The 17,379-nt window shown below is 47.1% G+C and carries 18 protein-coding genes, 1 tRNA gene and 2 other annotated features; of the genes, 3 read left to right on the top strand and 16 right to left on the bottom strand.

The features are described from left to right. Positions 1-32 precede the first annotated feature (32 nt). The 8 genes from trpA to DRW41_RS13150 all read right to left on the bottom strand — a co-directional run bounded on the left by trpA (position 33) and on the right by DRW41_RS13150 (position 7,786). The gene (gene trpA, locus DRW41_RS13190; RefSeq protein WP_115452475.1) at positions 33-821 is read right to left on the bottom strand and encodes a tryptophan synthase subunit alpha; all 789 of its coding nucleotides are present in this window, start codon (positions 819-821) and stop codon (positions 33-35) included. Beyond that, a complete protein-coding gene (gene trpB / locus DRW41_RS13185; RefSeq protein WP_181884541.1) occupies positions 814-2,022 on the bottom strand; it encodes a tryptophan synthase subunit beta in 1,209 nt (402 codons plus the stop codon). Before trpB ends, trpA begins: the two co-directional genes overlap by 8 nt. Next, a complete protein-coding gene (locus DRW41_RS13180; RefSeq protein WP_115452473.1) occupies positions 2,022-2,639 on the bottom strand; it encodes a phosphoribosylanthranilate isomerase in 618 nt (205 codons plus the stop codon). Before DRW41_RS13180 ends, trpB begins: the two co-directional genes overlap by 1 nt. After that, positions 2,636-3,427, bottom strand: a complete 792-nt coding sequence (trpC, locus tag DRW41_RS13175) for an indole-3-glycerol phosphate synthase TrpC (protein WP_115452472.1) — start codon at positions 3,425-3,427, stop codon at positions 2,636-2,638. Before trpC ends, DRW41_RS13180 begins: the two co-directional genes overlap by 4 nt. Continuing rightward, entirely contained in the window at positions 3,428-4,453 is a 1,026-nt protein-coding gene (gene trpD / locus DRW41_RS13170; protein ID WP_115452471.1) for an anthranilate phosphoribosyltransferase, read from the bottom strand. Beyond that, positions 4,425-5,036 carry an anthranilate synthase component II gene (locus DRW41_RS13165; protein ID WP_115452470.1) on the bottom strand — a complete coding sequence of 204 codons (612 nt, stop codon included), beginning with the start codon at positions 5,034-5,036 and terminating at the stop codon, positions 4,425-4,427. Before DRW41_RS13165 ends, trpD begins: the two co-directional genes overlap by 29 nt. Before the next feature lie 2 nt (positions 5,037-5,038). Beyond that, positions 5,039-6,385, bottom strand: a complete 1,347-nt coding sequence (gene trpE / locus DRW41_RS13160) for an anthranilate synthase component I (protein ID WP_245959437.1) — start codon at positions 6,383-6,385, stop codon at positions 5,039-5,041. 115 nt (positions 6,386-6,500) lie between these two features. Beyond that, positions 6,501-6,744 (bottom strand) — a binding site (T-box leader). Positions 6,745-6,830: 86 nt separating this feature from the next. After that, positions 6,831-7,078, bottom strand: a binding site (T-box leader). 51 nt (positions 7,079-7,129) lie between these two features. Next, on the bottom strand, positions 7,130-7,786 hold the full coding sequence (locus DRW41_RS13150; RefSeq protein ID WP_115452467.1) for an MOSC domain-containing protein: 657 nt from the start codon (positions 7,784-7,786) through the stop codon (positions 7,130-7,132). A gap of 99 nt (positions 7,787-7,885) precedes the next feature. On the opposite strand from DRW41_RS13150, the gene bcbE reads away from it, so the two are divergent. Both bcbE and DRW41_RS13140 read left to right on the top strand, forming a co-directional pair. Further along, on the top strand, positions 7,886-9,196 hold the full coding sequence (gene bcbE / locus DRW41_RS13145) for a bacillibactin exporter BcbE (protein WP_281272314.1): 1,311 nt from the start codon (positions 7,886-7,888) through the stop codon (positions 9,194-9,196). Between the two features lie 101 nt (positions 9,197-9,297). Further along, positions 9,298-9,381, top strand: a tRNA-Leu gene (locus DRW41_RS13140). Between the two features lie 275 nt (positions 9,382-9,656). Here the strand turns inward: DRW41_RS13140 and DRW41_RS13135 are convergent. The 3 genes from DRW41_RS13135 to DRW41_RS13125 are packed head-to-tail and all read right to left on the bottom strand — an operon-like array spanning position 9,657 to position 13,264. Beyond that, positions 9,657-10,235, bottom strand: a complete 579-nt coding sequence (locus DRW41_RS13135; RefSeq protein WP_115452466.1) for a DMSO/selenate family reductase complex B subunit — start codon at positions 10,233-10,235, stop codon at positions 9,657-9,659. A 16-nt stretch (positions 10,236-10,251) separates the two neighbouring features. Then, positions 10,252-12,642, bottom strand: a complete 2,391-nt coding sequence (locus DRW41_RS13130) for a DMSO/selenate family reductase complex A subunit (protein ID WP_115452465.1) — start codon at positions 12,640-12,642, stop codon at positions 10,252-10,254. Further along, positions 12,632-13,264, bottom strand: coding sequence for a TorD/DmsD family molecular chaperone (locus tag DRW41_RS13125; RefSeq protein ID WP_181884540.1), 633 nt, complete (start codon positions 13,262-13,264; stop codon positions 12,632-12,634). Before DRW41_RS13125 ends, DRW41_RS13130 begins: the two co-directional genes overlap by 11 nt. Positions 13,265-13,555: 291 nt before the next feature. On the opposite strand from DRW41_RS13125, the gene DRW41_RS13120 reads away from it, so the two are divergent. Then, positions 13,556-13,837: a DUF6509 family protein gene (locus tag DRW41_RS13120; protein WP_115452463.1), complete on the top strand. Its 282-nt coding sequence runs from the start codon at positions 13,556-13,558 to the stop codon at positions 13,835-13,837. An 85-nt stretch (positions 13,838-13,922) separates the two neighbouring features. On the opposite strand, the gene DRW41_RS13115 is transcribed toward DRW41_RS13120, so the two are convergent. The 5 genes from DRW41_RS13115 to ku all read right to left on the bottom strand — a co-directional run bounded on the left by DRW41_RS13115 (position 13,923) and on the right by ku (position 17,314). Further along, the gene (locus DRW41_RS13115) at positions 13,923-14,813 is read right to left on the bottom strand and encodes a GNAT family N-acetyltransferase (protein WP_115452462.1); all 891 of its coding nucleotides are present in this window, start codon (positions 14,811-14,813) and stop codon (positions 13,923-13,925) included. A gap of 18 nt (positions 14,814-14,831) precedes the next feature. Further along, positions 14,832-15,035 carry a cold-inducible protein YdjO-related protein gene (locus DRW41_RS13110; RefSeq protein ID WP_115452461.1) on the bottom strand — a complete coding sequence of 68 codons (204 nt, stop codon included), beginning with the start codon at positions 15,033-15,035 and terminating at the stop codon, positions 14,832-14,834. Positions 15,036-15,253: 218 nt separating this feature from the next. After that, the gene (locus DRW41_RS13105; protein ID WP_115452460.1) at positions 15,254-15,745 is read right to left on the bottom strand and encodes a metallophosphoesterase family protein; all 492 of its coding nucleotides are present in this window, start codon (positions 15,743-15,745) and stop codon (positions 15,254-15,256) included. Next, entirely contained in the window at positions 15,742-16,419 is a 678-nt protein-coding gene (locus tag DRW41_RS13100; RefSeq protein ID WP_115452459.1) for a phosphatase PAP2 family protein, read from the bottom strand. Before DRW41_RS13100 ends, DRW41_RS13105 begins: the two co-directional genes overlap by 4 nt. A gap of 58 nt (positions 16,420-16,477) precedes the next feature. Beyond that, positions 16,478-17,314, bottom strand: a complete 837-nt coding sequence (gene ku, locus DRW41_RS13095; RefSeq protein WP_115452458.1) for a non-homologous end joining protein Ku — start codon at positions 17,312-17,314, stop codon at positions 16,478-16,480. Positions 17,315-17,379: the final 65 nt, after the last annotated feature.

Genomic DNA, 17,379 nt, shown 5'->3' with positions numbered 1-17,379 from the left:
TTTTGCCTTTGTTCCCGGAAGAGAGAAATCACTTAAATAACCGATTCTTTTTCTTTTTTAAAGCAAGAGACTAACTCCTCCAGTTCATCCATCTTTCCCTCATGAAGAAGTTCGACAATCCGGCTTCCGGAAATGACACCATCACAAAGGGAAGCTAGTTCACGCGCCTGTGCCGGTGTTGAAACCCCGAATCCCGCGAACACCGGGAGCCTGCTCACGCTTTTTACTTCAGCAAGAAAAGCGGCAAGGCCATCCTGAAAGCTGTCCCTTCCCCCTGTTATCCCTTTTACGGTGACGGCATATACAAAGCCGTTACCTTTATCAGTAATTTCCCTTATCCTTTCAGGCGGAGTGGTCAAGGTGACAAGGCGGATCAATTCGATCCCCGCGTTTACAAGGGACGGTTCCATTAATCCTTCTTCCTCTATAGGGAGATCCGGAATGATTATTCCATCAATTCCGGCCTCCTTGCTGTCCCGGCAAAATTCATCAATCCCATAAGCGAGGATTGGATTTAAATACGTCATCACAATAATCGGGATGGAAATCGATGCCCTCGCCCTGGCTAACTGTTCAAGCGTTCCTTTTAATGTCGTACCTCGGGCAAGCGACCTTAAGCCTGCTTCCTGGTTAACAGGCCCGTCCGCTACTGGATCTGAAAAGGGAATGCCGACCTCAATTGAGGAAGCGCCGAACCATTCAAGCATCACCAGCCTATCAGCCAGGCATTCCAGCCCTCCATCGCCGGCCATAATATACGGGACAAAGGCCTTTTTATTTCCAGCCTGCAGTTGCCTTAAACTTTCAGCCAATCTATTCATGCGTCTCTCCTCCTCCCATTACTCCCCTGACCGTTTCGACATCCTTGTCTCCTCTCCCGGACAAACAGACAACCACCGATTCTTCCGGATTCATTTTTGCGGCAAGCTTTACCGCAAAAGCGACCGCATGCGCGCTTTCAAGTGCAGGAATGATTCCCTCTTTGACTGCAAGAAGCTTAAACGCCGAAAGCGCTTCTTCGTCCGTGATTGAATTATATGCGACCCTTCCATTATCCTTCAGGTAGCTATGCTCCGGGCCTACGCCAGGATAGTCAAGTCCGGCCGAAATTGAATGAGCCTCCTGAATCTGGCCGTCCCTGTCCTGGAGAAGATACATGAAAGCTCCATGAAGGACGCCAGGTTTGCCTTTTGTTAGGGAGGCTGCATGGAACGGCGTGTCGATCCCGCTTCCCGCTGCTTCGACGCCGAAAAGCTTTACTTCTCTTTCTTCGATAAAATCATAGAACATTCCCATCGCATTGCTCCCGCCGCCAATACAGGCGACGACTGCATCGGGGAGCCCGCCTTCCTTTTCAGCAAATTGCCTTTTTGTTTCCTTGCCGATTACACTTTGGAAATCCCGGACAACCATCGGGAAGGGGTGTGGGCCCATGACAGAACCCAACAAATAATGGGTATCATCCACATTGGCGACCCAATATCGGAGTGCTTCATTCACCGCGTCCTTCAATGTGGAGCTTCCCGACTTGACACTCACCACCTTCGCCCCCAAGAGTTCCATCCTGAACACGTTCAGCGCCTGACGCTTGACATCCTCGGCACCCATGAAGACAACGCATTCCAGATTCAGAAGCGCGCAGACCGTGGCAGTGGCGACGCCGTGCTGGCCGGCTCCGGTTTCGGCTACAATTTTCCGCTTCCCCATCCTAATCGCAAGCAGCGCCTGTCCAATCGTATTGTTGATTTTATGTGCGCCGGTATGGTTCAAATCCTCCCGCTTCAAATAAATCTTTGCCCCTCCAGCATGCTTTGTCAGGTTTTCGGCAAAATAAAGCGGTGTTTCCCTGCCTACATAATCTTTTAAAAGCCTGGATAGCTCAAGTTGAAACAATGGATCGTTTTTTGCTTCCTTGTATGCTTCCTCCATTTGCAGGATGGCCTGCATCAGCGTTTCTGGAACGAATCTTCCACCAAATGTACCAAAATGGCCCCTCTCGTCAGGCATCATGTATGTTTTCATCATTCTTTTCCTCCATATCGTTTTGCCGCCAGAATGAATTCTTTCATTTTTGACAAGTCCTTTTTCCCTTCTGTTTCCACCCCGCTGCTGACATCCACCATATTGGGATTGGCAGTGCGAATGGCCGAGGCAACATTATCACTGTTCAATCCCCCTGCGAGAATGAGTTTTTTTCTATCGAGCATACCATTTTGCAGGATCGACCAATCAAAGGGAATTCCTGTTCCGCCCCTATATACGCCTTTTGGGCTGTCGAGCAAATATCCTTCGCATTCATAATGAGTAACAAGTTCAAGGTCTGCATGGCAGCCTATATTGAATGCCTTAATTACCGGAAGGGAAAATCCATTGCAAAAATCTGGGGTTTCTTCTCCATGGAGCTGAATATGGGTAAGTCCACAGTATTCGGCAATGTCTTCGATTTTTTGTTTCGATTCATTTACAAATACGCCTACCTTGTTTATTTCCAATGGCAGTTGAGCAATGATCTCCCTTGCAAGTTGTGGGGAAACTTTTCTTCTGCTATCTGCAAACACGAATCCAAGCGCGTCGGCCCCGTAATCGGCAGCATTTAAAGCAGTTTCCACGTCTGTGATCCCACATATTTTCACCTTCATCCTAAAGCCACCCCTAACTTCGGCACGATAAAACTTCGAAAACTTTCCTTCATGCTACCGCTCTCCATGAACGTCTGCCCAATCAGGAGGCCCTGTGCCCCGGCAGCGGCGGCAAGCTTCGCATCAGAAGCAGATTTCATACCACTTTCACTGATCAGACAGGCGCCAGAAGCCCGAACCATTGGCCCGAGAGATGTGGTTGTTTCCAATGAGATAGTAAATGTGCGCAAATCCCGGTTATTAATACCGATTAATTCCGCCCCGGCATTCGTCGCTTTCACAAATTCCTCTTCGTTATGGATTTCAACCAGTACCTCAAGCCCTAGGGATTTCGCATAGGTGTGCAGGTTCATCAATCTTGATTCCTCCAGTGCCGCGACAATTAAAAGGATAATGTCCGCCCCAGCCAGATAGGCATGGTCGATTTGGATTTCATCAATGATGAAATCCTTGCATAAGATCGGCAATCCAACAGCTCTCCGGACTTCTCTCAGATCGTCAAAGGAACCTTTGAAGAAAGCAGAATCAGTCAATACCGAAATCGCAGAGGCACCAGCCTGTTCATACAATTTCGCCTGATTGCCTGGCCGAATGTTTTCGCTAATCAACCCTCTCGAGGGGGATGCCCTTTTAAACTCCGCGATGATGGCAAGATCATTTGAATGCTTTAGTACCTCAATGAACGGCTTCCTTTTTGGAAGGCTCCCTCTTGCCTCCATACCGTACTCCTTTAAATAGGCAACTTCCTTTTGCTTTTCGGCAAGAATCCTATCGAGAATCGTCTCCAATTAGATTGCCTCCTTTCTAATACGGTCAGAAATATTCCTAAGTCCCTCAAGTTTTTTGTAGGCGGCTCCCGAATCAATGCTCCGCCTAGCCATGTCAATTCCTTCGATAATGCTCTTAGCGCGCCTCGCCGCGAAAATTCCCAACCCCGCGTTCAAAAGCACGGTCTCCCTATAGGGGCTTTCCTTGCCGGACAAAACATCCATGAGGATTTTGGCGTTCTCTCCCGCCGAGCCGCCTCTTATTTCGGAATTATTAATTCGCCGAAGCCCTGCCTCTTCGGGATAAAGCTTGACATAAGAAATCACTCCATCCTCAAGGATTGCGAGCTGGTTTTCCCCTTCAAGGGAAGCTTCGTCCAAAGACCCTTTTCCGTTGATGACAATAGCACGTTTCCGGCCAAGTACTTTCAATGTTTTTGCAAATAATGGAATGAACTCCGGTTTGTATACACCTACAAGCTGATATTCCAAATCGATTGGATTTGAAAGGGGGCCAATCATGTTGAACGCGGTTGGAATTTTCATCTGTTTTCTAACAGCAATGATTTTTTTCAATTTGGGATGGACATGCTGGGCAAACAGAAATGAGATTCCCAGTTCCTCAAGGATTTCCTGCGAAACGGCGGGAGGTATGTCAAGGTGAATGCCCAGGTGCTCCAGCACATCCGCACTCCCGGTTTTACTCGAAATGCTCCGGTTTCCGTGCTTGGCCACCTTAACCCCCGCACCCGCGATAACAAAGGCGGAAGTTGTGCTTACATTGAAAGTCGATGCGCCATCGCCCCCGGTGCCGCAATTATCCATGGCATCCCGCACCTGTTTGCCAAAACCAAGGGAGTTTGCCTTTAACGCTTCCGCCATGCCAGCCAGTTCTTCCGGTGTTTCACCTTTCATTTTTAAAGCCATCAGGAAAGCGGCAATCTCGGTTTCCTCCGCTTCCCCGTTCAGCATGTTTCCAATTGCGTCCTTCATTTCGATTTCGGATAGCGAAACCCTCTCAGATAGTCGAAGCAAGTATTCTTTCATCTCTATCCTTCCTTTCAATCCCATTCAGGAAATTTTCAATGATTTGTTTGCCGGACGGTGTTCCGATTGACTCTGGATGAAACTGGATTCCATATACCGGAAAGTCCCGATGATGGACTGCCATGATTTCCCCGTCTTCTTCCGCAACGGCATCAATGACCAATGCACCGGGTAAATCGCTTTTTTCGGCAGCGAGTGAATGATAACGCATAACCTCGATTTTCTTGGGCAGATTCCTGAAAAGCCCGCTTTCGGTATGGATGACAGTGGAGGTCTTCCCGTGCCGGATTGATACCGACTTTCTGACGGTTCCCCCAAATGCTTTAACGATTGCTTGATGGCCCAGGCATATCCCAAGGATAGGGACATCTCGGTGTAGCTCTCGGATAATGTCAATGCAAACCCCTGCTTCCTCAGGCTTACCCGGTCCGGGCGAGAGCACAATTGCCGAAGGGCTCAACTCCCGAATGTCACCTATGGAGATTTTGTCATTCCTGCAGACCTTGACGCCTTCCCCTAGTTCACCAATATACTGGTATAAATTAAAGGTAAATGAATCGTAGTTATCAATTAGCAGGATCATGATTACCCTCCCAAAAAGGCTTTCAATTTGTTGATTGTTTCTTCGTATTCAAGCTCCGCGATGGAATCGTGGACAATGCCGGCACCCGCCTGAATGAAAGCAGCGCCGTCCTTAATGGCCATTGTCCGGATGGCTAACGCGAAATCCAAATCCCCGCCAGCCGACAGGTAGCCGATTGCGCCCGAATAAAGGCCTCGCTTCGTACCTTCAAGTTCATTGATGATCTGCATGGCCCTAATTTTTGGAGCCCCTGAAACCGTGCCCGCGGGTAGGCACGCCGCCAATGCATCTAGTGAAGAAAATTCGGGTCTGAGCGTCCCCTCCAACTCGGATACCAGATGCATCACATGCCGGTATTTCTCAATCTCCAGGTATTTGCTGACCCTTATTGTCCCAAATTCACATATCTTGCCCAAATCGTTTCTTCCTAGGTCAACCAGCATCTTGTGTTCGGCAAGTTCCTTCTCGTCATGCCGCAGTTCATCCGATAGGACGATGTCCGATTGATTGTTTATCCCTCTTGGCCTAGTTCCGGCAATTGGATTGGAGTAAACCGTCCTTCCGCTTACCTTAACAAGACTCTCAGGGGATGCGCCCATTACGGTATAGGCGCCGAAATCAAAGTAAAACATGTACGGCGACGGATTATCGAGCCTTAGTTTTCTGTAAAAGGAAAAAGGGTCGCCGCTGAACTCAGCTCTTAGCCTTTGGGATAAAACGCCCTGAAAAATGTCCCCTTCCTCGATATGGCGCTTAACAACGTCAACTTTTTCCATGAACTCCTTTTTGGCCATCATCCCGCTGAACTGTCCAAGGGAAAATGGTGCAGGCTCGGTACAAACGCTTGTCAAAGAAAGTTCACTTGCCCTTTTTTCCAGCCTCGCAGCCAGGCTTTCCGCTGTTGTCGTTTCTAGAAGCGGGACTCCCGTTATGTAAATCCTTTGCTCGAGATGGTCATAAACGATAACTTCTTCCAAAAACATGAAATGGCAATCCGGCATCCCAAGCCCGCTGTCATGTATAGGCCCTATATCTTCATACAGCCTGATCAGGTCGTAGCCGGCATAACCCGCCGCCCCTCCGAAGAACGGGAACGGAACATCGGCTTGTATAGGTGGAATCAAACCTTCCATAACTTTAAGTGGACATCCTACAATCTCTGTTTCCTCCCCGGAGGACGTTATTAGCCTGTTTTTTGCTCCGCTGGAAATCAATTCTAGAGCGGGAGCCGCGCCAATAAAGGAAAAACGGCCAGTATCCGTATGCTTTAACGAGCTTTCCAGTAAGAATTTTTTCTTTCCTTTTAGTTTTTGAAAAATCGCCACCGGGGTAAGGGTGTCTCCCTGCATTTCAATGTACTGAACCTTTCCTGCCGTTCCAGCTGCCTTGGACAACGCAATCACTCCTTGCTTTTCAGATTCAATAAAAATAAAAAAGTCCCCTATACACATAGAAATAATGTGTATAGAGGACGATTCTGCGACCGCGGTGCCACCTCAATTGGAATGGAATAATCCACTCCCTCTTTCGGGTACGGGAACATAATCCGATACCCTATCCTTTTAACGGCGGAAACCCGTGCGGCCCTACTGTCATTCAGGCAGCCTCTCGCAAGCCCATTCAGCCAACCTCCCTGTACCGGTTCCCACCCTTCCCGGCTCTCTGTATCAGGCAATGAAGGCCTACTCCCCTTGCTCAGCGATTTATCGTTATTCTCTTTTGTTTAAAAAAAGACAATTGTTTTTTCTGCCTACGGACAAAAACTTTCCGGAATACAAAAAGGGCCCCTGTCCAAAAAAGGACGGGAGACCCGTGGTGCCACCTTCATTGGCTGAATGAACAGCCCGCTTTGTCCGCATCAAGCCAAATCGGCGAATGCGCGCCTGTTGTAACGATCAGGCAGATCGCCTGAGCCTACACCTCTAAAAGGTTCGGTCAGGAAGCTCGGAAGTCCATTCACCAAGGCGTCCACGCTGATTCGCACCACCCATCAGCTCTCTTTAGTTTCAGCCTAAGCTACTACTCTTCGTCAATGCTTTTTGTATTGCTTTTCATGATAATCCTGAATTTTCAGAATGTCAACTAAAAACACATTACTTTTTTGCTAACTTTTCTTCTAAAATTTTTTCCGCCTTGTACCGCCATTCTTCCGCAAGCTCAGGAAGCCCCGCCAATCTTTCAATAAAGTCCGTGTCACCGCTCTTATGGAGGATTGCCCTGGCCGCGGAAAAGACAGTGATTTCTTGATTGCTTCGTTGCTGGAGTACGATTTTTGAATCCTGTGTTATCGAACCTTCCTCCAGGACCCTGAAAAAATAACCTGTTAAACAAGTTTTGTATACCCTTTTTAAAAAAGGGTCGATTGAATTGAATTTTGAAATAGTGGAACACGGTACCCTGCCTTGTGTAATCTGGACAACCGCTCCCCCGATTTTAAATATGTCGCCAATAAAAACATCGGATTCCCTCATACCTGCCACGGTAATATTTTCTCCAAAAACCGGCGGGTAGAGCTGAACCCCAAACTCTTCCTCCCACTTTGGATAATGTTCAAATGGGTAAAGGCAGAGTGCCCGGTCCGGGCCGCCATGGAATTCCGGGTTGGCGATTCCGTCCCCAGCCAATCCTTCCGCTGTGAGAAATACTTCCTTTACTGGTTCCTTACCAATGGCCGATATGTATTCCGCTCCATTTCTTTCAAAACTCTTTGGTTTCCCTATTGCCAGTTGAATGATTTTTGGTTGATTCATTTTCCTCGCCCACTTTTCAAATAAAAGGATATATTCTTTTTACTACAATATTGGCGATTGGTAAATAGTAAAGATACGGCGGGCGTTTTTGTCCGTGTCCTGTTATGCAATTATTTCGCAAAGGCGGTTCAGCTTATCATGGATTACAGCGAAAAGCTATGCCAGCAAACCCAATCAAGCACCAAAGAAAAGGGGAAATCGGGAGAAGTCGCAAAGCAGAAATGGGCTATTCTATCCATATCGTCCATACCACTCGTGATGACGCTTGGAAATTCCATGCTTATTCCCGTCCTTCCCGCGATGGAAAAGGAATTATCAATCACGCCATTTCAAACGAGCATGATTATTACGGTATATTCGATAGTCGCAATTTTTTTGATTCCGGTTGCCGGGTATCTTTCCGACCATATCGGCAGAAAAAAAGTCATCATACCAAGCCTTATTATCACGGCCCTTGGCGGTGCCATTTCAGCCTGGGCTTCCTGGAAAGTAGATGATGCGTACTGGATCATCCTTGCAGGAAGGGCCTTGCAAGGGGTCGGGGCTGCTGGCGCGGCCCCGATCGTACTTCCCCTTGTCGGCGATATGTTCAAGAAAGACCACGAGGTGAGCAGCACTCTCGGCGTTATTGAAACATCGAATACGTTCGGCAAAGTACTTAGCCCTGTCCTAGGCGCTTTCTTGGCGGGAATTGTCTGGTTTTTGCCTTTTGTTTTAATTCCTGTCTTCTGCGCGATATCCATTTTACTGATGGTTTTTCTCGTAAAATGCCCAAAAAGTTCCGCAAAGCCGATTCCTTTTAAAACTTTTTTCACGAATATCAAAAATACATTTACGAAAAAAGGACGCTGGCTCTATGCGATTTTTTTTATCGGCGGCATTTTAATGTTTGTCCTTTTCGGGATCCTGTTTTATCTGTCGGAGGTTTTTGAAAAAGAGCTTGGGATCAAGGACCTTAAAAAAGGGCTTTTCCTTGCTTTGCCACTCGGGGCCCTTTGCCTTTCATCCTATATCACTGGAAAAGTAATCAAAAAAAATAAAGTGTTAATGAAATGGCTTATCCTGGGAGGGATCCTTATGGCAGGCGCCTCGATAGCGGCGCTTTACGTTTCGGTTAAACTTTGGTTCCTCCTTACGATGTTTACAATTTGCGGAGTCGGAATCGGGGTCTGCCTCCCTTCCCTCGATGCGCTCATTACTGAGGGAATCGATAAAAAGGAGCGGGGCACAATCACATCGATTTACAGTTCAATGCGTTTTATCGGGGTAGCGGCCGGCCCTCCGCTTGTTGCACTCCTTCTGAAAAAAGCGGATGTTTGGATTTTTGTCCTTCTAAGCGGCGCCTGCATTTTATCGGCGATTGTCGCCTTGCTGAAAATTCGCCCGGGCAAAAACGAAGAACCTGCTTGAGGATAAGGGCTGCCTGATTAAAGGCTGCCCTTTAATTTTGGAAGGAAAAAATTCGTGCAGCACTTTATAAAATATGTTATAGTATAAAAGTAATTTCTTTTGCGGGTGTGGCGGAATCGGCAGACGCGCTAGATTCAGGTTCTAGTGGGGGCAACCCCGTGGAGGTTCAAGTCCTCTCATCCGCATAAACTATAAGAGAGTGCGAAACCGAAAAAGGTTTCGCACTTTTTTTGGTGTTATGTCGAGGGAGTTTTCTAAGTTTTTCCTTGGTGCACGAATAACATGCTGACCACTGCTGTTCGGGCGTGTCTTTTAGTGCCCGAATAACGGGCTATCCTCTGCTGTTCGGGCGCTAAATCTTCTTTTAGTGCCCCAAGGTCTGGCTATCCTCTGCCGTTCAGGCGCTAAGCCTTCTTTTAGTGCCCAGGGGATCTGCCCACCGATTTCCACAAATTTAACGCTATATTTTCACCGCATCTCTATGCGGAGTGATCACCAGATTCGGATTGGTAATTGCCGCGCTAGGCATCCCTTTTATTTCATCAACAGTGCCAAACTTCTGTCGCAAATCCTCAATTGGCCCAAATTCAATCGCCCTCATTATACAGGTCGACACGCAAACCGGATCCTCGCCTTTCTCTTGAAGATCCAAGCAGAAGTCGCATTTATTCGTTTTAAAAAGTTTTTCATTGTATTGGGGCGCACCATACGGGCAAGCCGATACGCAGAATTTCGTTCCGGCGCATTTATCCTGGTCGATGATGGTTATGCCGTCCTCCTTCCTTTTCGTAATCGCGCCGGTCGGGCAAATTGGAACGCATGCAGGCTTCGTGCAATGGTTGCAGGAAATCGAAAAGTAAAACGCTTTTATATTGTGGACAATCGAGGATCCCTTTTGGATATAGGCGCCTTCCTCATAGGCGTACACCCTGCGAAAATTCATTCCCACTTCAAGATTCTTCCTATCCTTGCAGGCTACCGTGCATGCCTTGCACCCCGAGCATAGGCTTTGATTGATATAAAAACCCATTTGTGCCATCGTTGGCCACTCCCCTCTATGCTTTCTTTACCTCGACAAGATTTGTTTGCTGCGGATTTGCTTTTGCGAGAGGAGTCGGCCTTTGGGCGGTCAGCACGTTTATTGAGCCCCTTTGGTCGATTCCATCTTTGTCCGGCGTATACCATGCGCCTTGCGGGATGGCGGCTACTCCCGGGACGATCCGGCTTGTTACTTTAACAGGAATGGTCAATTCGCCCCTCCCATTGAAAACCCGCGCCCGGTCTCCATCCTTTAACCCCCTTGAAGCGGCGTCGGCTGGGTTTAGCCACATTTCCTGGCGGGCTGCCTCTTCCAGCCACGGATTGTTATCGTGGGTGGAATGGCAGCGCCTTTTATAATGCCAGCTGATTAACTGCAAAGGATATGTCTCCTTTAACGGATCAGCAGGCCCTTCCCAAGCGGGTACATACTTCGCAAACGGCGGGATTACATCATGCTTTTCCATATCCCAAAGCGCCTTTGAAAAAAACTCGATTTTACCTGACGGTGTCTCGAATGGATTGTTTTCCGGGTCCTCAACCTGCTTTTTGAACCCGACAAGAGGTTCGTCAAATGAAAAATGGTGGACGCCTTTTTTCCTGAACTCCTCAAAAGTTGGGAAAGCCGGATCAAGCTCTGCCCTTGTCCGTTCAATGCATACCTTCACCCAGTCGAGCATCGTTTTTCCTTCTGTGAACGTTTCCCTAAGACCGAAATGTTCAGCGACATCGGCGAACACATCGTACTCATTCCGGCATTCATATAGAGGGTCGATTGCCTTTTCGCCAAATACAACATAATCCCCGAAGCACCAGGGGACCCCAATATCCCACCTTTCAAAAAAGGTTGTGCCCGGCAAAAGGATGTCTGCATATTTGGCGCTAGGCGTCATAAAAAGGTCACTCACCACAATGAATTCTACTTTGCTCTCATCCTCAAGCAACTTGATAGTCTTGTTGATGTCCGAATGCTGATTAACGAGCATATTGCCCCCAATATTAAAAATTAGTTTTATATTGCTTCTAAGTTTTTCTGTGCCCTGAAGCCCGTCTTCCCCTGTAAGTTCCGTGCCTCTCTCAACCGCGTCGGCCCAAAGGAAGCAAGGGATTGTCGCCTTTACAGGGTTTTCGAATGTTATTGGATAGGCTATGCCAGATCTTGACCAATACCCTGTACCCGCGGCCCATCCACCTAGCTTGCCTACGTTTCCTGTCAGGCAGGCGAGCTGAGCGCCACCCCGCATGATTTGCTCCCCATATGCATGGCGCTGAGGGCCCCATCCCTGCAGGAGGGCCGCTGGTTTGATGGTGGCGTATTCCCTCGCAATTTCCCTGATTTTATTTGCAGGGACTGCGCATATTTTTTCGGCCCATTCAGGTGTTTTAGGAATGCCGTCCGTTTTGCCAAGCAGATAGTTTCGGAGGTTTTCTTCCTTTGGCACACCATCCGGCATGTGCGCTTCATCAAAACCGATGCAATATTTATCGACAAACTCCTTATCATATAGGTTTTCAGTCACCATCACATACGCCATCGCATCCATCAGCGCATTATCGGTCGTGGGCAGGATAGGAATCCAGTCATCGGCAAAGGCAACCGCGGTATCGGTATAGCGGGGGTCGATGACTATGATTTTCGCGCCGTTCTTTTTCGCCTCGCGCAGATAGGATGTATATGGTGTTGAAAAGATATTTTCCGATGGGTTTTGTCCCCAGAGAATAATATACTTGGAATGGAGTAGTGAGTCGAAGCTTGATCCGGTATTATTTGTCCCATACGTATACGGCGTCGCGACATTCCCGGCACCTGAACTGTAATCGTTTCTAAAGCCAAGGTAGCCGCCGGTCATGGCAAGCAGCTTCCTGGCCATAAACTCCCCTCCGAACAGGCCCCATGACTGGCCGGACGCATAGTTGACGTACCTTGATTCCGGGCCATAGGTCTCCCCGATTCTCTTCATTTCGTTCGCGATTGTTTCAACCGCTTCCGCCCAGGTAATCCGCTCGAATTTTCCTTCGCCCCGCTTGCCTACCCGTTTCATCGGGTATTTGAGCCGGTCCGGATGGTACAGGATTTTTTTATAGCCCCTCCCGCGGATGCAGGCCCGCATTTGCGGGGAAAGAATATCGTCTTCATTTGTGTCGGTACTGATCCTGACAACCTGTCCGTCCTTGACGTGCGCTTTAATGACGCAGCGTCCCCCGCAATTGTTGATGCTGCAGGTTGAAATGATTTTTTCCGGCGTTTCCGCTTTTGTCACATTGTCCGGCTCTTTCCTCCCCGCCAGCTGGCTTGCCCCAAAACCACCGAGGACGAGGGGGATTCCAATTCCGCCAGACCATTTTAAAAATGTCCGCCTCTTAAATTGTTTTTCGAGAATCCCTTTTTCCAATTCCTTATCCGGCATGGGACAATCCCTCCACTAATTCATTTAAGAAATCCAAATCACTGGCGATGAAATCCGCGGCCAATAATGCGGCACCTTTATATAGCTTGCTGTCGGTGCTATGGGCCAGCCTCTTCCCAAATGCGCCTATCCACTGCGCCAGATGCACATCCAGGAAGCCACGCTGTTTTTCCAAATTCCTGAAAAGCTCTTCATTTTCCTTTGCTTGTATTCCCTTAACAATAAGATGGAGCATGAATTCCAATTCCACTGCCAAATGGTCATCAGGTTCATTATTTTCTCTAACAAACTGCAAGCCCTCTCTATGGTAGTGCTCCCGTACTCCATACATCACATCATCAAAAAGCATCTGTTCGCAGCTTCGATAAAATGATTCCCACGGAGGAACTGGCAAAGTGCCCGGCCCAATGAACAGCCTGGAAAACTCCCTAGCTTCCTTTTTTAAGCAGGGATTCCCTTTGAAAAAATCCTGCAAATCCGCTCCGCCATTGCCTAGTTCCCCCAAGCCTCCAACATCGCCAAATTCCAAAATGGCATCCAGCCACTTTTGATCGAGCGGACCATGGAACATCCTCAGCAAAAATTGATACAAATTACGCCTCGCTTCAAATAACTGTGCCAAGTCCATCTGCCGTAACAATGAATTCAACCCTTTCATTGTGAATGTTTTCACAAAATTACACGAAAGTTTGCGATCCCTATTTTGCATGAAACCTTGCTTAGTAAGTTGTTCTACACACCTCCATTTTAGCAATAGTCCCCTCGCTTGAAGTCATTTTGTTCAATTATTCACATATTGTTCGGAAATGGTTTTGGCATGTCCAGGCTGCCTCCCTCCTTTTAAAAACTATTCCTTTGTGGTATTTTAAATGGAGCAAGTACCTGGCAGATGTTATTAGGAGGAAGAATCAGAATGGAAATTACAGGCCACACAGTAGAATTCCTTGAAGATCCATTTGGACTATTGGCAGGAGAGCGCTACGAATTCCTGCTTGATATAGCTGATGATGAAGAAGATGAACTGTACTCGGAATTGGGCACTGGATTAAAAGTAATCTTCTCAGTTGAAGGCGATGCCTATAAAATTGCCCAGTACAACTTTTTCGAAAAAGATTCCGGAAAGGTTTTTGACTTTGCTTTGGAGGATGATGAAGAAGAAATGGTCCTAAAGTATTGCATTGAAAATTATCAGTAAGTGCTAGCCCAAGGGCACTCATACATTTCATCGTCTCTTCTACAAAGAAAAAGGTATCCCGGCTTATAGCCGAAGGATACCTTTTTTAAATAATATACTCATAGGAGATAAAGCATTCATCCGTTTCAAAGCCTTCACTCCTATATAGGTGGATGGCGTTCTCATTTTCCGCGTTCACGCTCAGGATTGCCTGGACGAGGCCAAATTTCCTCCCCGCCTGGAGCCCTGCCCTGAGAAGCTGCCGTCCTAGCCCTCTTTTCTGATAGGCCGGAAGCAACGCGATCGGCCCTATTAATGCATAATGGTTCCCGTTATAGAATTCCCTGGCGACCCGAACCAAGCCAACCGGGCTTCCATCATGATACAGGAACAGAATTCCCCCAGGAAGATAATCATCCCGGGCGGCGATTTTTCCCGCTTCCTTCTCTGTAAGAGGTGTTTCCGACCCGGCGAGACCCGAAAATGCTATATTCCGAATATGGCAATAATCCTTCTCACTGCTTCCCGGTACGAACTCCTTGAACGAAAATCCACCTGGAATCGAAATTTCATCAGAGGGTAGGTCTTTCCTTGTTAAAAGGTATGCATACCTTTCAATCGAGAAACCAAGTTCAGCAACCCTCTCCCTTGCTTCCAACGCTGTTTCAGGAAGGAACAAAAATACCTTTTCAACCTTATCCGCATATGGCCTAATCGCTGAGAACAGGTTTGAATAAACTTCAGGCAATCCGGGATTGCTATGGAAAATCCTGAATCTTGCCCGATTTCCCCTAAGAAGATACCGATCCATTTTTAAGGAAACCGCACCGACAACCTTTGCGCCTTCGATCGCTATAAACGAGGGGTCCTCATTTTCAGGATTCATTTTTTCCAATTCGTCATCAATCAAAAAAGTATCATCAAGGCTTTTCCTGTTCGCTCTACAATAATCGATAAATGCGCCGACATTGCTGCTGTCCACCTGGATAATATCCACATTAAACCATCCTTGCCGCTAAATGTACCGTTTGCTTGTATTCGCGACTACCTGCAATTCCCTTGTTGTCTTTTTCATAGCACTGCTGCAAATCGGGCATTCGGGCTCATCCGTGCTTTTAAAATTGTCCCTGATCCATGCTTTGCATCCATCAGCGGTACATTCCCATACTTCTGTCTCTTCCATTACAACTTCTTCCGTATTCCTTCGCCCAAACGCCATTCCAGGCACCTCCATGATTTTTGTTCATTCGGCCATGCTCCAACCCGTTTCAAGGCTTTAATCTGACCAGACCGGATGTCCCTGAACTAAAAATCACCGATGCAAAAAGGACTTGCAGCCACTCTTTACATACGGTGAAGTGAATCATTTAAAGTTTTCCTTCTGACTATTAGTATACCTTATTTTCCGGGTTTGGTCTAATCAATCGCCAAGGGGGATTATCGCCCAAAATAGACATGCTTCGCGGTAAGCTCGTCCCCCGCCTCGAGAATGCCGTACGAAAATTGTTGCTGCCTTCGTTTGTCGGTAGCCGAACCAGGATTAAAAAGGACGATACCATCTCTAATTATATGAACGGGTATATGGGAATGCCCAAAGATAATACAATCAACATTTTCACCTTTAAATGCTTCCACGGCCCGCTTTTCGGTTGTTTTGCCGCTCCCGTGGCCATGGACAAGACCTATTCTGAATTTACCAGCCTGAATAATTTTCTTTTCCGGAAACAGTTTTTTAACTTCGGGGCTATCAACATTTCCATGAACGCCTTCAACTTTCGAAAAAGCCGCGAGCATGGTATAAACTTCAATTTCCTGCCAATCCCCGGCATGAAGAATAAGATCGGCCGATTTTAAATCCGGGATAAGGGCTTCTGGCAATGCCTTGGCTCTTTTAGGCATATGGGTATCGGACAGGACAACTATTTTCATTGCTTTCCCTCCCCTTCCTTGACTTTTCTCCTCTTTTCAAAATAAAAGAAAAGGATGATGCAGACGGTCAGCCAGGCACCTCCCGCTGTAAAACCGCCAATGATGTCACTTGGATAATGCACGCCAAGGTATATCCTGCTAATGCCGATCATGAATATTATCAATAATAAGATTCCGCACCCGAATGTCTTTGTGCTTGCTTTTTTTGCATAATGAAAAACCAGGAAAGCAGCCGCTCCATAGAAAATCATCGACCCCATGGAATGGCCGCTGGGAAAGCTGAAGCCCTGTTCAACAATTAAAGGCTCGATATCAGGCCGCTGCCTTTTAAATAACTCCTTTAGGAAAATATTAAATATGGAGCCAACGCCCGATGACAACCCGATAAATAGACCAACCCTCCATTTCCTTTTTAAAAAAGAAACTGCGATAACGATTATTACCGCGACGGTAATCCATGCCACCGAGCCGGCCATAGTAATCAGAAGCATCAATTTTGTCAGGTAAGGAGAAACCGATCCTTGGACAAAACCAATAATGATACTATCAAACTGCTCTAGTTCATGTTCTCTCATTTCTTCGGTAATCCCAATGAAAGCAAGCAGGAAGCCTAGTAGGACGATCGCAGCCAATCCAATATACGAGAATGCCAATTTTATAAGTCTGTTTGCCATGTAAGCCACCTTTTTTCAATTATCCGCAGGGCCGACCCGTAAAGAATCGGCCCATGGATTACGCTTGTTTTTTCGGGCGGGCAGCGGCTTTCTTTCTGGGGGCTGCTTTCGGTTTTTCTTTTGGTTTCGTCCTGTCAATGGATGCCTGTAAGGCAGCCATTAAATCCGTAACGTTTGACGGCGCTTCTTTTGCCGTCGGGGCCACAACTTCCCTGCCCGCCCGTTTCGCTTCAATCAAGTCCAGCAGAGCGGTGCGGTATTCATCTGTATAATTCTCTGGAACGAAATCTGTCGTCAACTGATCGATTAATAAAATGGCAGTCGCCAATTCCTTATCTGTAACTTTATCGGCTTCAGGCACGTTTGGAACGTCGTTTGCCTTTCGGACTTCATCCGGGTAGTGGATTGTTTCCATCACAAGCGTATTTTCGTAAACGCGAATAACTGCCAGCTGCTCCTTGGAACGAATTGCGATTTTTGCAATGCCAACCTTTCCTGAGTCATCCAGCGCCCTCCTTAACAAGGAATACGCTTTGCTCCCCCCTTCATGCGGTGACATGAAATAACTCCTGTCAAAATAGATGGGATCAATTTCTTCCATTTTGACAAAATCAATGATTTCCACCGCTTTTTCTTCATTTTCCTTTTTTAATTTTTCGAGGTCCTCGTTATCCAATACCACAAACTTGCCTTTTGTATACTCGTAGGCTCGTACAATTTCCTCACTTTTTACTTCCCTGTCGCACACAGGGCACACTTTTTCGTATTTAATCGGCGAATTGCAATCCTTATGCAAAGTCCTTAGTTTCACATCCCGGTCTTCCGTTGCCGCATGGAGCTTAATAGGAATATTGACAAGGCCAAAACTAATGCTGCCTTTCCAGATTGTATGCATAGTGATTCTCCATTCTTTTTGAAGTTAGTTTGTGTAAAATTTTCCGCAGCTATCAATAAAAGATT

This window comes from Neobacillus piezotolerans (assembly GCF_003362805.1).
GTDB lineage: Bacteria > Bacillota > Bacilli > Bacillales > Cytobacillaceae > Bacillus_D > Bacillus_D piezotolerans.
Note: the sequence above shows the minus strand (reverse complement) of the source record. Positions and strands in the feature narration are given on the sequence as shown.

What these genes read in the sequence shown, in the direction of transcription:
- DRW41_RS13120 (WP_115452463.1), top strand. Translation starts at nt 13,556, where the DNA reads ATGGAAATTACAGGCCACACAGTAGAATTCCTTGAAGATCCATTTGGA.
- DRW41_RS13105 (WP_115452460.1), bottom strand. Translation starts at nt 15,745, where the DNA reads ATGAAAATAGTTGTCCTGTCCGATACCCATATGCCTAAAAGAGCCAAG.
- DRW41_RS13180 (WP_115452473.1), bottom strand. Translation starts at nt 2,639, where the DNA reads ATGAAGGTGAAAATATGTGGGATCACAGACGTGGAAACTGCTTTAAAT.
- DRW41_RS13100 (WP_115452459.1), bottom strand. Translation starts at nt 16,419, where the DNA reads ATGGCAAACAGACTTATAAAATTGGCATTCTCGTATATTGGATTGGCT.
- trpB (WP_181884541.1), bottom strand. Translation starts at nt 2,022, where the DNA reads ATGAAAACATACATGATGCCTGACGAGAGGGGCCATTTTGGTACATTT.
- ku (WP_115452458.1), bottom strand. Translation starts at nt 17,314, where the DNA reads ATGCATACAATCTGGAAAGGCAGCATTAGTTTTGGCCTTGTCAATATT.
- DRW41_RS13130 (WP_115452465.1), bottom strand. Translation starts at nt 12,642, where the DNA reads ATGCCGGATAAGGAATTGGAAAAAGGGATTCTCGAAAAACAATTTAAG.
- trpA (WP_115452475.1), bottom strand. Translation starts at nt 821, where the DNA reads ATGAATAGATTGGCTGAAAGTTTAAGGCAACTGCAGGCTGGAAATAAA.
- DRW41_RS13150 (WP_115452467.1), bottom strand. Translation starts at nt 7,786, where the DNA reads ATGAATCAACCAAAAATCATTCAACTGGCAATAGGGAAACCAAAGAGT.
- DRW41_RS13135 (WP_115452466.1), bottom strand. Translation starts at nt 10,235, where the DNA reads ATGGCACAAATGGGTTTTTATATCAATCAAAGCCTATGCTCGGGGTGC.
- DRW41_RS13165 (WP_115452470.1), bottom strand. Translation starts at nt 5,036, where the DNA reads ATGATCCTGCTAATTGATAACTACGATTCATTTACCTTTAATTTATAC.
- trpD (WP_115452471.1), bottom strand. Translation starts at nt 4,453, where the DNA reads ATGAAAGAATACTTGCTTCGACTATCTGAGAGGGTTTCGCTATCCGAA.
- DRW41_RS13110 (WP_115452461.1), bottom strand. Translation starts at nt 15,035, where the DNA reads ATGGCGTTTGGGCGAAGGAATACGGAAGAAGTTGTAATGGAAGAGACA.
- trpE (WP_245959437.1), bottom strand. Translation starts at nt 6,385, where the DNA reads ATGCAGGGAGACACCCTTACCCCGGTGGCGATTTTTCAAAAACTAAAA.